Origin of the sequence: Arthrobacter sp. YN, assembly GCF_002224285.1 — a bacterium.
In the GTDB taxonomy this organism is placed as follows: Bacteria; Actinomycetota; Actinomycetes; order Actinomycetales; family Micrococcaceae; genus Arthrobacter.
Window position 1 is genome coordinate 711,572 of the sequence record NZ_CP022436.1, and the last position, 15,028, is coordinate 726,599.

Here is a 15,028-nt window from a genome sequence, read left to right on the forward strand (position 1 = left end):
AATGAAGATCACCGCAATCCGGCTGACCCGCATGGTCCTGCCGCTGGACCCGCCGTTCAACGCCGCCTGGGATCCTGAACCCCGCACCTCCTTCCCGGCAACACTGGTGGAGGTGGAAACCGACGAAGGCATCACCGGCGTAGGCTCCGGCGACACTATGGACGGTTTCGAAGCCTACGAACACCTGTTCATCGGGACCGACCCCATGGCCATCCTCAACCAGGTCCGCCGGATCGAGACCATCAACTTCCACGGCGGCCGGTACTGGCCCCTCGAAGCGGCCCTCTGGGACATCATCGGCAAAGTTGCCGGACTCCCGGTAGCCACACTCTTCGGCGGAGCACAGGATCGTCTGGTGGCCTATGCCTCCTCCGGCGAATTGAAGGCCCCCGCGGCCCGGGCTGAGTCAGCGCTTGCTGCCAAGGACCGTGGCTTCAAGGCCATGAAGATCCGTATTTCCCGCGACCACCTGGAAGAAGGCGTGGAGTCCGTCCGCGCTGCCAGGGAAGCCGTGGGCAAGGACTTCGACCTGATGGTGGACCTTAACCAGATGTGGCGCATGAGCGGGGACATCGAACCAGCGTTGGAACTCGCCAAGGTCCACCGCCTCGCGGCGCAGTTGGCTGAACTGGATGTCCGCTGGCTCGAGGAGCCACTTCCGCAGGCCGACGTCAAGGGCGCACAGCGTGTCCGCGAACAGACCGGCATACAGGTCTCAGGCGGTGAAATGGTCCGCAGCATGCCGGAAATGATGGCCCTCATCGAAGCCGACGCTTACGACATCTACCAGCCTGACGTCGCCTTGGCCGTGGGCATGTACCGCGCCCGGCAGGTGGCCGAAACGGCAAACCTCAAGCACCGCTTCTTCACACCGCACACGTGGAGCAACGGCTTGGGCTTGCTGGCTAACCTGCACGTGGCCGCAGGCGTGGACGCAGGACCATACTTGGAATTCCCCTATGACCCGCCGGGCTGGACCCCGGAGCGCCGCGACTTCTTCATGGAGCCGCTGGACATCGACGACGACGGTGCGCTCCGCGTGCCCGACCTGCCGGGCCTGGGTGCAGTCATCGATTACGACGCCGTCAAGAAGTACTCGGTCTAAGGAACACTGCCATGGCAACAACCAAGAACGACTGGATCCAAGGGGCGGCAGTCCAGCAGCCGGCCACGGGACTGTATATCGACGGCGGTTTCCGCGCCGCACACAGCGAGGCAACGTTTCCCACGGTCTCTCCGAGGGACGGTTCCGTCACGGCCCACGTAGCGGCAGCGGGGGAACAGGACGTAGACGACGCCGTCCAGGCAGCTCATCGTGCTTTCGAAAGCGGAGTATGGTCGCGAACGGACCGACGCCACCGGCAAGCCGTCCTGACCCGACTGTCGGACCTCATCCTTGAAAACCTCGAGGAACTCGCACTCCTGGAGTCCACGGATGCCGGCCACCCGATCAGCGACGCGCTCGCCGTCGATGTCCCCAGCTGTGCACGGACCTTCCGCTGGTACGCGGAGGCCTTGGACAAGGTCTACGACGACGTCGCACCCACCCCACGCAACGCCCTAGCAGTCATTTCCCGTGAACCGCTCGGCGTGATCGGCGCCGTCGTGCCGTGGAACTATCCACTGATCATCACGGCCTGGAAGGTGGCTCCTGCGCTCGCGGCCGGGAACTCCGTGGTCCTCAAGCCTTCGGAACAGACCAGCCTGAGCGCGTTGCGCCTGGCCGAACTGGCCACTGAGGCGGGCGTGCCGGATGGCGTATTCAACGTTGTCCCCGGCCTCGGTCACGTTGCCGGGGCTGCCTTGGGGCGGCATGATCTCGTGGACAAGATCACCTTCACGGGCTCACCGGAGGTTGGCCGGTACTTCCAGCGCTACGCCTCCGAATCGAATGGCAAGCAGGTGGCGCTGGAGCTCGGCGGAAAGTCGCCGCAGGTGGTTCTGCACGACGTCGGAGACATCGCCGCGTGCGCGTCGGCCGTGGCCTGGGGGATCTTCTACAACGCCGGGCAGACCTGCCACGGAGGTTCACGGCTCCTCGTGGACGAACGTGTCCACGACGAATTGATCGAAGAAGTCATCAAGGTGGGGCGGTCGTTGCAGCTTGGCGACCCGCTGGATCCTGCCACCCAGATCGGCGCGATCATCGATGACCGTCAGCTTGAGAGCATCCTCGGCTACTACGCCATCGCAGATGGCGAGGGCATCGCAGTGGCCAGCGGCGGCACCCAGGTCCACCCTGCCGGCGTTGAAAATGGCTACTACCTGGAACCCACGGTCCTGGACCGGGTCAATAACGCCGGCCGCATCGGCCAGGAAGAGATCTTCGGCCCGGTCCTGGCAGTGAGCACATTCCGTGGCGCCGCCGAGGGCATCCGGATGGCTAACGAATCCAAGTACGGGCTGGCCGCCAGCGTGTGGACGCAGGACGTCACCAAGGCGCACACCGCTGCCCGAGAGCTGCGCGCCGGCACCGTGTGGGTGAACACTTTCGACGTCGCGGACATCATCACGCCCTTTGGCGGATTCAAGGAATCGGGGTTCGGCAGGGACCGTTCCCTGCACGCACTGGACGCCTACTCCGCACTGAAAACAACTTGGATCAACTTGGGCGACGCCGCCCTGGACGACTGAACCACCCAGCCTGAATTGAGACTCGATATGACTGCAACAACGCACGCTTCCGCTACGGAAACACAACCTTTCACGCCCGGCACCGTCCGCATCGGATTCATCGGCCTCGGCAACATGGGCTCGGGCATGACGCGCAACCTCCAAGCCGCAGGCTTCCACTTGGTGGTGAACGATGTCCGCAAGGAATCCGCCGCCGGACTCCTCGCTAACGGAGCCGAATGGGCGGAGGACGCCGCGGCTGTAGCCGCTGGATCCGACGTCGTCATCACCATGCTCCCCACGCCCAAGCACGTGGAAACAGTCGCCATGGGACCCGGCGGCATCCTTGCCGGACTGCCCGACGGCGGCACGTGGGTGGACATGTCCACCTCGGTTCCGGAGGTCGCTAACAGGGTCCGCGAAGCGGGCTCGGTCCGCGGAATCCGCGTCCTGGATGCACCCGTCAGCGGCATGTCCGTGGGCGCCGCGAACGGAATGCTGCAGATCTTCATTGGCGGCGACGCGGCCGACGTCCACCGTCTTCGTCCCGTGTTCGAAGCGATGGGTGATTCCGAACGGATCCTGCACGTGGGCGGCCACGGTGCCGGCTACGCGGTGAAGCTTATGATCAACCAGTTGTGGTTCTCGCATCTGGTGGCCACCGCAGAGGTCCTGAGCACTGGCGTCAAGGCAGGAGTGGACCTGGAAGTCCTGCGGCAGGCACTCATCGCAAGCCCGGCGAACTCCAACTTTGTGGAGAACGACGTCCTGTCCATCCTCAACCACGGCGACTACGACGAAGGCTTCGCGATCGCGTTGGCCTGCAAGGACCTTGGCTTGTCCATCGACCTGGCCCGCTCGGTGGGTGTGCCCATGGAGTTGTCTGGTCTGGTGGAGCAGCTCTACCGCAGGGCCAAGGCGCTCTACGGCGACAAAGCCGGGGAGATGACCCCCGTGAAACTTTACGAAGACGCCATTGGAGTGCAGTTGCGGACGCCCGTGCAGGCCGCCGGCATCGCAGCAGAAGGAGCTTGACCATCATGCAGACACGTATGCAGATCCACGCCGAGCTGGCCTCCACGGAGCTGACTCTCGATCCGAAGCCCGCCGCTTACTTCGGCCGTGGGAAGGTGGCAGAGGTAGGCGGGATTGTCGCTGACCTCGGAGCCAAGTCGGCACTGATTGTCACTGACCCGTTCCTTGCCACCACGGACGTTGTGGCGGCCGTCAGGACCTCCTTGGAAGCCGCCGGGCTCGCCGTCAGCGTGTTTGATGGCGTGACCCCGAACCCCACCACCACGTGCGTCGACGCCGGGTCGGACCAGGCCGCCGCCTCCGGAGTTGATGTCCTGGTCCCTGTGGGCGGAGGATCGTCCATGGACGCAGCGAAAGGAATTTCGCTGGGTGCCGTGAATCCGGCCAGGGGAGCGGGGCTGGACTACAGCAACCACTTCGAGAACCCGGCGCTGCCCATTGTTGCCGTGCCCACCACCGCCGGCACCGGTGCCGAGGTCAACGCCTTCGGTGTGGTTACGGACGTTGATGCGCACCGGAAGTTCTATGTAGGCCACGAATCGGCACTGCCCAAGGCAGCTGTGCTTGACCCCGAACTGACCCTTGGGCTTCCGCCGAAGGCCACCGCGGCCACCGGCATGGACGCGCTCACGCACGCCGTGGAGTCCTACTCATCCATCCGGCAGAACCCGTACTCCGACGGCATTGCCCTCCAAGTGGTCGCCATGGTTGCCGAGTTCCTGCCGCGCGCTGTGGCCGACGGCTCCGACATCGAAGCCCGATCACAGCTCCTCCTGGCCTCGCACATTGCGGGTGTTGGCTTCTCCCACACCGGCCTGGGCCTGGTGCACGCGATCGCCCATCCGCTGGGCGGCCGCTTCAACATCCCGCATGGCCTTGCGCTGTGCCTGGTGATTGAGGATGTCCTCCGCCTCAACCTCCGCAACCGGCTGGACCGGACCGCGCGGCTCGCCTTCGCACTCGGGGTGGGAGACACCGCGGCGACTGTCGAGCAGAACGCGGACGCCGCCGTCGAGGCTGTTGCCACGCTGGCACGGGATGTGGGCATGACAGCCCGGCTGACCGACTTCGGTGTGACGGAAGCCGACCTCGACTCCCTGGTGGAGGACACCCTGGCGGATTCGGTCATCAACAACACCCCTGTGCCGCCCACCCCCGTCGAAATCCGCACGATCCTCGAGAAAGCGCTCTAAGTGGAAAACACCCTGACTTTTGATTCGGCTCTGACACGCGCCGAGCGGGCGTTCGTTGAGTCCCTGCCCACGCAGCTTTACATCGACGGCCAGTGGACAGACGCGTCCGACGGCGGGACATCGGCTGTGGAGGACCCTTCCACTGGCGCTGTCCTCACCAAGATCGCTGACGCGTCTCCCGCTGACGGCGATCGGGCCTTGGCCGCGGCGGCCCGAGTCCAAGAGTCCTGGGCGGCGACCCCGCCGCGCGAGCGTGGCGAAATCCTGCGCCGCGCCTTCGAGCTCGTTACTGCACGGGCCGAGGATTTCGCCCTTGTGATGACCCTGGAGATGGGCAAGCCGGTGGCCGAATCCCGCGGCGAAGTTGCCTATGGGGCCGAGTTCCTGCGCTGGTTCTCTGAGGAAGCCGTGCGGGTTTCGGGACGCTACTCCACGGCACCGGACGGCAAGTCCAGGCTGCTCGTGACCAAGCGGCCCGTGGGTCCGTGCCTGTTCATCACGCCATGGAACTTCCCCTTGGCCATGGCCACGCGCAAGATCGCCCCGGCTATCGCCGCCGGCTGCACCATGGTCCTCAAACCGGCCAACCTGACCCCGCTGACGGCCTTGCTGTTCACGCAGGTCCTGCAGGAAGCAGGCCTTCCTGCGGGTGTCCTGAACGTCATTCCCACTACCCGCCCGGGGGACGTCACGGGGCCGCTCATCCGGGACAGCCGCCTGCGCAAGCTCTCGTTCACGGGATCCACCGGCGTGGGGCAGCAGCTCATCGCGGACTCGGCGCACCAAGTACTGCGGACCTCCATGGAACTGGGCGGCAACGCGCCGTTCCTGGTCTTTGAGGACGCGGACCTTGAGGCAGCGATTGACGGCGCCATGGTGGCCAAGCTCCGGAACATGGGGGAGGCCTGCACAGCGGCCAACCGGTTCATCGTGCACGAATCCTTGGCTTCGGAGTTCAGCCGTCGGTTGGCCGAACGGATGTCTTCTTTGGTGCTGGGGCGCGGCTCCGCTGAAGGCACCAGCATCGGGCCGCTCATTGATGCCAAGAGCCGGGCGAAGGTGGACGAACTGGTCAGGGATGCCGTTGATGGTGGCGCGACTGTCCTGACCGGCGGTTCCATGGCCGACGGGCGGGGCCATTTCTATCCGCCCACGGTCCTGACGAACGTGGCCTCTTCGGCCCGGATCCTCCGTGAAGAGGTCTTCGGTCCCGTAGCGCCCGTGGTCAGCTTCTCCACCGAGGACGAAGCGATCGCCTTGGCGAACGACACCGAGTACGGCCTGGTGGCCTACGCCTACACGAGGGACCTCAACCGCGGTATCCGTCTGTTCGAAAAGGTGGATGTAGGTATGTTCGGGCTCAACACCGGCATCGTGTCCAACCCCGCGGCGCCGTTTGGCGGCGTGAAGCAATCCGGTCTGGGCCGCGAGGGTGGAACCGAGGGCATCGAGGAGTTCCTGGAAACCCGCTACATCGGCATTGCGGACCCCTCCTGATGCTTCGTGTGCTCGTCACGGGCGGCACCAGCGGAATCGGTGCCGCCCTGGTAAGGGAGTCCCTGCGGGCAGGCCACTCCGTCTTCACCACCGGGCGTCATCCAGGGAAGCTCGCGGCGTTCGTCGAATCGTGCTCCAGTCTGGGTCATGTTGCTGGCATCGTGGCGGATGCCGGTGACTGGGAGCAAACCCGTGATGCCGTGTCCGAAGCGCACGAGTTCCTTGGCGGGATCGACGTTGCGGTGGCAAACGCCGGGTTCTCCGCGGCTGGCGACCTGGCCGGCGGCGACCCTGACCGTTGGCGTGACATGGTGCTCACCAACGTTTATGGCCCGGCGATCCTGGCCAAGGCCGCGCTGCCGCAACTCCTGGAGAACCGTGGCCACATGGTCTTGATCGGCAGTACAGCGGGGAGGAAGGTCTACCCGGGCAATCTCTACACAGCCACCAAATGGGCCGTGACCGGCTACGCAGAGTCGCTCCGGCAGCAACTCGTGGGGACCGGAGTGCGGGTGCTGCACATTGCGCCGGGCCACGTGGATACGCCGCTGTGGAAGGAGGCTCCGGATGCCTTCATTCCGCCCGAGTCCGTGGCTGCGACCATGCTGTGGGCACTGACCCAGCCACCCGGCGTCGACGTTTCAGAAGTCATGGTCCGGGCAACCGGCCAGGCGTTCTAGGGTTAGGCGCCGTCAGAGCCTTTTCCCGTGTCCGGGCGTAAAATTGCCTCACTGAACGGCACGCACTGACCCTGCCGCTCTTTCTCTCCCGTAAGAGAGGAGGTGGAAGAACATGGGACGCAGAATGGAAGGCTTCGTCCATGTGACCGAGCGGCTGCAGTCCGTTTTTGGACCGGCAACCCACGGCGACACGGATAGCCCCGTGGTGCATCGGCACGACGATTTTGAGACGGCCTCCGAGGCGGATCTGAAGAACTTCGACGTCGAGACCGACTCTGAAGGCCATCACTACGCGGTCCGGAACAACGATCCAGGCCCTACCTCAACTGACTACTCTGTGCGTCACTGACTATCGCCTAACTCATCAGCATGCTTAGTATGTATGAGCAGGGTGATGTCGGGACAAGAGGGGGTCGTCAATGAGTTTCCAGGATGATGCAGCAGGGGTTCCCAGTGGGGCTCCCCGTCAGGAACGTGCCGTCCCACCTCCGGTGGCCAGTGCGTCCAGGCCAACCCGCACGGCCGCCCTGTGGGTGGCTGTCGCCGTTGGCTTGGTGGTCCTGGTGATGCTGATCGTGTTCTTCGTCCAGAACCAGGACATGATCACAGTCCGTTTCTTCGGGCTGCAGGGAACCCTCGCGCTGGGCACCACCCTCTTCATCGCAGCCGTGGGCGGAGGCGTGCTGGTAGCCCTTGCCGGAGGTGCGCGGATCCTCCAGCTCAGAATGGTCAACCACCGCCGCAAGAAGACCGTGGGCGGCCCGGGAGCGGCGCCTTAGGGACTCGTGGCTGCCGGCTGTTAACTGCGGAAGGACCGGAGCGCTTGCTCCGGTCCTTCCGCAATTTAATCCCGACGGCGGCACTCCCTGACGATGTTGATTCCGCCGGGGTGGTGGGCTGTCTTAGCCTTCGCAGTCGGTGCAGTAGGCGACGCCGTCTTTTTCGCGTGCGATCTGCGAGCGGTGGCGTACCAGGAAGCAGGAGTGACAAGTGAACTCGTCGTTTGCCTGCGGAATGACCTGGATAACCAGTTCTTCGGCGACGATTTCGCCACCGGGGCCGTTGGCGTCGAGGCCATCGGTTTCGTCCAGTTCAAGCACGACACTCTTGGCCGTGGGAGCGCTGGCGGATTGAAGAGCCTGGAGGGACTGCTCCTGGTTCTCTTTTACATCGGTACGGAGTTCGTCGTAATCGGCTGCCACTTTTTAATGCCTCTTCGTGTTAGGGGGTTACCGGGTATGCAACGTACAGCATGCCACGAAAATTCCATACCATACCCCAGTTCTCCCGCTTGTGGCGAAAACCACGTGGGTGACGGGCAAAAAAACCCGCCACCCAGCGTGATTTCGCCCATGTGTTACCGGAGTTCGATGTCCAATGATTGGAAGTGATCGGCCGCGTGGCGACCCACCAGCAGGCGGAACGTGCCCTGCTCAAACTGCCAGCCGCCGTCGTAGTGTGCAAACGCCTTGGCGGGGATATGTATTTCCACGCTTTCGGTTCCGTTCGCGGCGAGGTGCGTTCCGGCGTAGCCGGCAAGCCAGCGGACGGGACGTTCGACGGCGGAATCGGCGCGGGCCAGATAGACCTGGACCACTTCCCGTCCGGTGCGCGTGCCCGTGTTCTTGACGGGCACGTGCACCACGACGTCGTTCCCGGCGGTCACTGCCTGCGGGGCGTGGGCTGTGCCGAGCTCGAACGTTGTGTACCCGAGGCCATAACCGAACGGGAGGGCCGGCGCTGCGCGGCCGGCGGCTTCCTGCTTGAGCCAGGCGCGGTAGCCGATGTGGATTCCTTCGGCGTAGACCACCTTGCCCTCAACGGGCGTGGTGCTCAACACCGGGACGTCTTCCAGCGCGGCGGGCCAGGTGGTGGGCAGGCGTCCGCCAGGCTCTTCGATGCCCAGCAGGATGTCTGCGATGGCGCTGCCGAACTCCTGGCCGCCGAACCAGCCCAGCAGGACCGCATCCACGGTGTCCAGCCATGGCATGAGCACGGGTGAGCCTGAGTTCACCACCACTACTGTGCGCGGGTTGGCAGCTGCCACGGCCTCCACCAACTGGTTCTGGTAGCCGGGGAGGTCCAGGTCCTTGCGGTCGAAGCCTTCGGACTCAATGGCGGCGTTGGTGCCCACCACAACCACAGCGACGTCGGAAGTCCGGGCAGCTTCCACCGCGGCGTCAATCTCGGCTTGCGGGTCCGTGACCACGGTTTCCTCGCCCAGCAGGATGGCCGTGAACGGGATGACCTGTTGTTTGGGCAGCTGGTACTCGGCCTCGATTCGGACAGTCTGCCCGGCCGTGGTCTCCAGGGCGTGGACGGTCTTGGGGGGATCGAAGAGGGCGGCGCCCAGGACGTCGGTGTCGTCCTTGATCTCGCCGTTGAAGACTTCCGACCCGTCCAAGGCAAAGCGGATCTGCCCAACGGTCCCTACGCCCAGGTGGTGGACGCCTGCTGTTTCGGCTGTCCAGTCCGCTTCCATGCGGATGGAGGCGGCGCCGTCGGGAATTCCTACGCCGAACCAGATCAGGTGCGAGGCCAGGCGGTCTTCTCCGGAGATTTCCGTGCCGTCGTCGGCGAGGAAGGTCACGCGGATTCCGGGGACGTTGGAGACCGGGTTGTGGAGTGAGGTGCGGGGGAAGGCCTGGATGCCTTCTGCCACCTTGGCGCCGCGGGCGTAGGTGACTGTGACGTCGTCGGGCAGTGCTTTCTGCAGGCCTTCCAGCGGCGAGACGGTGTACTTGGGCATCACGGTGGCGCTGCCGCCGCCTTGGGTGCGGGCTTCGTCGGCGTTGTGGCCGATCACCGCGACGCTGCTGAGCGCCTTGGCATCAAGCGGAAGCAGGCCCTTGTTGCGGACCAGCACGGCGCCGCGGACGGCGACTTCACGCGCGACGGCGGCCCCGTCCAGTGACGCAGGGAGCTGGGTGACTGCAGCTTCGAATCCTTCCAAAGAGCCGACGCGGGCTGCAAGGCGCAGGATCCGGGTGGCCTTTTCCAGGATCGCCTCCCGGCTGACGCGGCCATCGTTGACGGCGGCGAGGAGCTTGGGTCCCCAGTGGCCTACCGGGCCGGGCATTTCAAGGTCCTGGTGGGCGTTGGCGGCGTCCACTGAGCGGACACCGGTCCAGTCGGAGACGACGACGCCGTCGAAGCCCCACTCGGTGGACAGCGGCGTTTCAAGGAGCGTGTTCTCGCTGGCGGTGGTGCCGTTGATGGAGTTGTACGAGCTCATGACCAGCCAGGCGCGGGCTTCGGTGATGGCGTCCTCGAAGGCTGCCAGATAGAGCTCCCGCAGGGGTCGTTCGTCGACCACGGAATCGGCGGTGAAACGCTCGGTTTCGGCCTCGTTGGCCAAGTAGTGCTTGGGCGTGGCGCCGACTCCCATGGACTGGACGCCGGCCACGTACCCGGCGGCCATGGTGGCGGTGAGCCGTGGGTCCTCGCTCATGCATTCGAAGTGGCGGCCGCCCAGCGGGGAGCGGTGCAGGTTGATGGTGGGGCCCAGAACGGCGTGGACGCCTTTACGGCGGGCCTCCTGGCCCAGGACCTGCCCGTACCGGCGCGCGGTTTCGACGCTCCAGGTCGCGGACAGAGCGGACGACGACGGCAAGGAGACGGAGTCGTGACGCTCGTCGAAGTCTTCACCCCGGACGCCTGCCGGTCCGTCGGACATGACCACACGGGACAGCCCGATCTCCGGGATGGCGTGCGTGGACCACACGTCTGCGCCCGTCAGCAGTTGCACCTGCTGCTCAAGCGTGAGGCTCCGGGCGAGTTCCTGGATCTTGGTTTCCGCATCCTGCGCTCCTGCTGCTGGTGCTGTGACGGCGGCCGAAAGTGTGGGATTCATTTACTTGACTCCTTTGATGCGGGTGACGAGAAGGGCACCGATGATGCCAACAACAGCACCACCGAGGAACAATGCGGGGTAGCCGCCCAGTGCGATGACAGGGAAGGCGATGGCAGGCACCAGGGATTGGGGGAGGGCCTGGGCGATGTTGAACACGCCGAAGGTTTTGGCGTTCTCCGACTGGTCTTTGGGCAACAGGTCCGTGATGAGCGCGACGTCCACGGCGCTGAAGACACCGAGGCCCAAGCCCAGAATTCCTTGGCCCACCAAGACCTGGCCGGTGTCGGTGCTGGTGGCGATAACCACCAAACCGCCCATCATGATGAGGGCAGAGATGATGACCATGCTTTTGCGTTTGCCAAGGCGGTCGCTGATCCAGCCACCGGCGAGGCTGGTGATGACGGTTCCGGCAGAGCTCACCAGGGTTGCTTGGAACACCAAACTGGTGACTTGGGTTTCGGCGACGTGGAGGTGGTCCGTGAAGAAGTACGGCAGGTAGAGCAGGCCGGCGCAGTAGCCAACATACACCAAGAACTTGGTGACCCAAGCCCACCCAAGGCCGGGGTGATCCTTGGGGTTGAAGTAGAAGGAACCGAGGATTTCCTTGAAATTCAGCGGTGCCGGTTTTTCGGTGAGGACGCGGTCCTTGAAGGTGAAGGCGAAGGCAATGGCTATCGCCGTGCCTACGATTCCGGGGACTACGGCCATCTGCAGGGCGGTCTCAAACATTTGTGCGAAGAAGGCCGCTGCCACGAGGCCGATGGGCAACGTCATGCCGATGAGGCCGGAAAGGCGTCCGCGCTCCGCAGGGCCCGCTTGATCGGGAAGGGTTGCTACCAGGGCGGCCAGGGCGGCGTTGAAGCCCAGCTGTGCTACAACCCAGGCAATGAGGACTGCGCCGACTTCCGTGGCTGAACCCAGTAGGAAGAGTGCTGCCAGGCCTATCAGGGAGCCTCCCACGATCCAGGGTTTTCGCATGCCGAACCGGGACGTAGTGCGGTCGCTGAGGCGTCCGAAGAATGGGTTGGCGAGCAACGCGACGGCCGCCCCGACTCCAGCAACAAGGCTGAGTGCTCCGGCGCGCGTATCCGGGGTGGTGATCTCCGAAACCTTGATGGCGAGGACCACCAGTGCCGGGGCAAGAACGGCCATCCAGAGGCCGGCGCTGGCGATGGGCATGCCGATGACGTAGGCGCGGGAAGCGGATTGAGGCGGGGTGCTTACGGTCCCCGGGGCGGCGGTTTCCGCGCCTGCCATCTGCTGATTGATATTGAGGGCCACGTTGCCTCCTGATGAACGGGTGGCCCACCGTTGGGCCGCTGCAATGACTCTAGCCCCAAAAATCTAGTGTGACTAGGTTTTGACCAAAAAAGTCGAGTGTCCCTCGATATTTACGCTGTGAAATAGACTGAACGGATGTCTACGACGAGGGCCCGGGGCCAATACGCCAAGGGGGCCGAACGCCGCGAACAGATCATCCAGACGGCAACCGATGTCTTCGCTACCGAAGGATTTGAGGGGACTGCGCTCAAGCGCGTCGCCGAATTGGTGGGCGTCAAGGAAGCCACGCTGTTCCATTACTTCAAGGGCAAGCAGGAACTGCTGACTGCAGTCCTTGCCGAACGGGATCGCCGCTCGCTTGCCGTTGGCGGCGAGGTGGAAGTGGGCCTCAACCTGATGCCGCCCATCGCCGAACGGAACGTGCGCGAGCCCGGACTGACCACGCTCTACGCGGTCGCCTCAGCTACTGCCAACGATCCTGAGCATGCCTCACATGGCTACTTCAAAGAGCGGTACCAAACGGTGGTGCGGGACATCGCTGTCGACATCGAACGGCGCCAGTCTTCCGGCGAAGTACGCACCGACGTCGACGCCGTGATGCTGGCACGGCTGACCGTGGCCGCCTTCGACGGGCTCCAGCTGCAGTGGCTGTACGACAAGAATGTGGACATGGCTGACGGACTCCGGCAGCTCATTGACGTTTTGCTGGCACCGTCCCACCCAACTGAGTAACAGATAAGGCCGTTCTGAGCGCTCAGAACGGCCTTATCTGTTACTTACTTGGGCGTTGCCCGTGGTGATGCTAGCGGCCGGTGCCGCCGTAGACGGTAGCCTCAGCGTCGCCGTCGAGCTCGAACGCATTGTGGATGGCGCGAACGGCGTCATCCAAGGCGTCCGCACTGGTGACCACGGAGATGCGGATTTCCGAAGTGGAGATCATGTCAATGTTGATCCCGGCGTCGGAAAGGGCCTTGAAGAACGTGGCAGAAACACCCGGGTGTGAACGCATGCCCGCGCCGATCAGGGAGAGCTTGCCGACGTGCTCGTTGTATTCAATGCTTTCGAAGCCGATCTGGCCTTCGGCAGCACGCAGGGCGGCCAGGGCGTCGGCACCCTCAACGATGGGCAGCGTGAAGGAGATGTCCGTGCGGCCGGTGCCGTGGGTGGAGACGTTCTGGACAATCATGTCGATGTTCGAGTGCGCATCGGCAATCACCTGGAAAATCGCCGCAGCTTTGCCGGGGATATCCGGGACGCCTACTACGGTGACCTTGGCTTCGGACCGGTCGTGTGCAACGCCGGAGATGATTGGCTGCTCCAAGGCAACTCCCTCTTGAATGTTGAACTTTTCGTCGGCGCCCGGGATGACCCACGTGCCTTCGTGCTGGCTGAATGAGGAACGGACGTGCAGCGGCACACCGAAACGGCGGGCGTACTCGACGCAGCGCAAGTGCAGGATCTTGGCGCCGGAAGCGGCCAATTCCAGCATTTCCTCGCTGGAGATTCGGTCGATCTTCTGGGCGGACGTCACCACGCGCGGGTCAGCGGTATAGATGCCGTCCACGTCCGTGTAGATCTCGCAGACATCGGCTTCCAGCGCTGCGGCCAAAGCGACGGCGGTAGTGTCCGAGCCGCCGCGGCCAAGCGTGGTGATCTCGTTGGTGCTGCGGCTCATGCCCTGGAAACCGGCCACGATTGCGATGTGGCCCTTGTCCAGTGCGGTGCGGATGCGGTGGGGGTCGACGTCGATAATTCGCGCCTTGCCGTGGATGCCGTCGGTAATCATGCCGGCCTGGGATCCCGTGAAGGACTGCGCGGAAGCGCCGAACTTGTTGATGGCCATGGCAAGGAGGGCCATGGAAATTCGTTCGCCGGCGGACAACAACATGTCCATTTCGCGGGCGGGAGCGGAGTCAGTGACCTGACCCGCGAGGTCCAGGAGTTCATCGGTGGTGTCACCCATTGCGGAGACAACAACCACAACCTCGTTGCCGGCCTTCTGCGCATCCACGACGCGCTGTGCGACCCGCTTGATGCCATCGGCATCGGCAACCGAGGAACCGCCGAACTTCTGAACGATCAGCTGCTTGGTAATGGCAGCCTCGTTGGAGAGCTCTTCGATCTTCACTTCGGTAGTGGGCATAGTCATGCGCGCACCCTCACTGCATCAATAGGGTTCGAACGCGGCATGCCAAATTCCAAATTTGAGCACGCCAGCGTAGCTTATTTGCCCAGTTTATCGCCGCGCACTGTCCCTGCAGGAATTGTGACCACATGGCGGCGGCTACCTGCGATGACTACCACCCGGCAGTGCCCGGACCACCCTTGAACGGGCCGACGATCTGCTGTGTGATCCACCCTCCATAGAAGTTGCCTTCCTGGAACGTCACGCGCTCGCCATCCACCTCGCACGAGTCCATGTGCTCCGGGTAAAGCGCCACTCTGCTGCCCAGCGCTTCGAAGCCCCGTGCGGGGCTTGGGTAGGTCCACCCCGCCCGCTCAACCACCGTCCCGCCGGCGGTGATGGTGAAGTAACTGGCCTCGCCCTTGAACTCGCAGAAAGTGGTTCCCCCAACAGGGACCAGCGCACCGTCCGGGAAGGCGTCCAACGGCACGTAGTAGACAGGAGGATGGCTGGTCTCCAGGACCCTGACGGAGTCAGTGGTATCAACAATCACCTGACCGCCAAGCCGCACCACAATCCGCTCGGATCGAGGCTCCACTCTGGGCGGCCGCGGGTAATCCCATACCGATTCCTGGCCGGGGGCCGGCTTGATGGGACGGGGACGCCGAAAGACACCGGAAACACTGCGATGGGAGACCATGCACCCATGGTGGCACCCTCGGCTGGGATCTCCCCGTGAAGTTTCGGCGTA

General features: G+C 64.2%; 14 protein-coding genes. 9 read left to right on the top strand and 5 right to left on the bottom strand.

Translation table 11 applies throughout. The features are described from left to right. Position 1 precedes the first annotated feature (1 nt). From CGK93_RS03390 to CGK93_RS03425, 8 genes are all read left to right on the top strand, one after another. Positions 2-1,105, top strand: coding sequence for a mandelate racemase/muconate lactonizing enzyme family protein (locus tag CGK93_RS03390; protein ID WP_089593607.1), 1,104 nt, complete (start codon positions 2-4; stop codon positions 1,103-1,105). Positions 1,106-1,116: 11 nt separating this feature from the next. After that, positions 1,117-2,634, top strand: a complete 1,518-nt coding sequence (locus tag CGK93_RS03395) for an aldehyde dehydrogenase (protein ID WP_089593608.1) — start codon at positions 1,117-1,119, stop codon at positions 2,632-2,634. A 27-nt stretch (positions 2,635-2,661) separates the two neighbouring features. Beyond that, positions 2,662-3,648 (top strand): NAD(P)-dependent oxidoreductase, encoded by a 987-nt coding sequence (locus CGK93_RS03400; RefSeq protein ID WP_089593609.1) that lies wholly within the window; start codon positions 2,662-2,664, stop codon positions 3,646-3,648. A 5-nt stretch (positions 3,649-3,653) separates the two neighbouring features. Beyond that, a complete protein-coding gene (locus tag CGK93_RS03405; protein ID WP_089597154.1) occupies positions 3,654-4,841 on the top strand; it encodes an iron-containing alcohol dehydrogenase family protein in 1,188 nt (395 codons plus the stop codon). Between the two features lie 30 nt (positions 4,842-4,871). Next, positions 4,872-6,338 (top strand): NAD-dependent succinate-semialdehyde dehydrogenase, encoded by a 1,467-nt coding sequence (locus CGK93_RS03410; protein ID WP_442857037.1) that lies wholly within the window; start codon positions 4,872-4,874, stop codon positions 6,336-6,338. Then, the gene (locus CGK93_RS03415) at positions 6,338-7,018 is read left to right on the top strand and encodes an SDR family oxidoreductase (protein ID WP_089593611.1); all 681 of its coding nucleotides are present in this window, start codon (positions 6,338-6,340) and stop codon (positions 7,016-7,018) included. The genes CGK93_RS03410 and CGK93_RS03415 overlap by 1 nt, the downstream gene beginning before the upstream one ends. Positions 7,019-7,130: 112 nt before the next feature. Next, a complete protein-coding gene (locus tag CGK93_RS03420) occupies positions 7,131-7,367 on the top strand; it encodes a hypothetical protein (protein WP_089593612.1) in 237 nt (78 codons plus the stop codon). Positions 7,368-7,437: 70 nt separating this feature from the next. Further along, positions 7,438-7,797 carry a LapA family protein gene (locus tag CGK93_RS03425; RefSeq protein WP_089593613.1) on the top strand — a complete coding sequence of 120 codons (360 nt, stop codon included), beginning with the start codon at positions 7,438-7,440 and terminating at the stop codon, positions 7,795-7,797. Positions 7,798-7,920: 123 nt separating this feature from the next. Here CGK93_RS03425 and CGK93_RS03430 read toward each other — a convergent pair whose 3' ends face one another. The 3 genes from CGK93_RS03430 to CGK93_RS03440 form a co-directional block, all read right to left on the bottom strand. Beyond that, positions 7,921-8,220 carry a DUF4193 domain-containing protein gene (locus CGK93_RS03430; RefSeq protein ID WP_011773410.1) on the bottom strand — a complete coding sequence of 100 codons (300 nt, stop codon included), beginning with the start codon at positions 8,218-8,220 and terminating at the stop codon, positions 7,921-7,923. A gap of 155 nt (positions 8,221-8,375) precedes the next feature. Then, complete coding sequence (locus CGK93_RS03435) at positions 8,376-10,871, bottom strand: beta-glucosidase family protein (RefSeq protein WP_089593614.1); 2,496 nt, start codon at positions 10,869-10,871, stop codon at positions 8,376-8,378. After that, entirely contained in the window at positions 10,872-12,152 is a 1,281-nt protein-coding gene (locus CGK93_RS03440) for an MFS transporter (protein WP_232481532.1), read from the bottom strand. Between the two features lie 135 nt (positions 12,153-12,287). Between CGK93_RS03440 and CGK93_RS03445 the strand changes: the two genes are divergently transcribed. Next, the gene (locus CGK93_RS03445) at positions 12,288-12,884 is read left to right on the top strand and encodes a TetR/AcrR family transcriptional regulator (protein WP_089593616.1); all 597 of its coding nucleotides are present in this window, start codon (positions 12,288-12,290) and stop codon (positions 12,882-12,884) included. 70 nt (positions 12,885-12,954) lie between these two features. Here the strand turns inward: CGK93_RS03445 and CGK93_RS03450 are convergent, their stop codons facing one another. Together CGK93_RS03450 and CGK93_RS03455 are read right to left on the bottom strand one after the other, a co-directional pair. Further along, complete coding sequence (locus CGK93_RS03450) at positions 12,955-14,301, bottom strand: aspartate kinase (protein WP_011773413.1); 1,347 nt, start codon at positions 14,299-14,301, stop codon at positions 12,955-12,957. Between the two features lie 148 nt (positions 14,302-14,449). Next, positions 14,450-14,977: a DUF427 domain-containing protein gene (locus tag CGK93_RS03455; protein ID WP_089593617.1), complete on the bottom strand. Its 528-nt coding sequence runs from the start codon at positions 14,975-14,977 to the stop codon at positions 14,450-14,452. Positions 14,978-15,028: the final 51 nt, after the last annotated feature.

Excerpts from the sequence above, each read along its gene's own strand:
- CGK93_RS03400 (WP_089593609.1), top strand. The coding sequence starts at position 2,662 with ATGACTGCAACAACGCACGCTTCCGCTACGGAAACACAACCTTTCACG.
- CGK93_RS03435 (WP_089593614.1), bottom strand. The coding sequence starts at position 10,871 with ATGAATCCCACACTTTCGGCCGCCGTCACAGCACCAGCAGCAGGAGCG.
- CGK93_RS03420 (WP_089593612.1), top strand. The coding sequence starts at position 7,131 with ATGGGACGCAGAATGGAAGGCTTCGTCCATGTGACCGAGCGGCTGCAG.
- CGK93_RS03390 (WP_089593607.1), top strand. The coding sequence starts at position 2 with ATGAAGATCACCGCAATCCGGCTGACCCGCATGGTCCTGCCGCTGGAC.
- CGK93_RS03415 (WP_089593611.1), top strand. The coding sequence starts at position 6,338 with ATGCTTCGTGTGCTCGTCACGGGCGGCACCAGCGGAATCGGTGCCGCC.
- CGK93_RS03445 (WP_089593616.1), top strand. The coding sequence starts at position 12,288 with ATGTCTACGACGAGGGCCCGGGGCCAATACGCCAAGGGGGCCGAACGC.
- CGK93_RS03450 (WP_011773413.1), bottom strand. The coding sequence starts at position 14,301 with ATGACTATGCCCACTACCGAAGTGAAGATCGAAGAGCTCTCCAACGAG.
- CGK93_RS03395 (WP_089593608.1), top strand. The coding sequence starts at position 1,117 with ATGGCAACAACCAAGAACGACTGGATCCAAGGGGCGGCAGTCCAGCAG.
- CGK93_RS03405 (WP_089597154.1), top strand. The coding sequence starts at position 3,654 with ATGCAGACACGTATGCAGATCCACGCCGAGCTGGCCTCCACGGAGCTG.
- CGK93_RS03425 (WP_089593613.1), top strand. The coding sequence starts at position 7,438 with ATGAGTTTCCAGGATGATGCAGCAGGGGTTCCCAGTGGGGCTCCCCGT.
- CGK93_RS03455 (WP_089593617.1), bottom strand. The coding sequence starts at position 14,977 with ATGGTCTCCCATCGCAGTGTTTCCGGTGTCTTTCGGCGTCCCCGTCCC.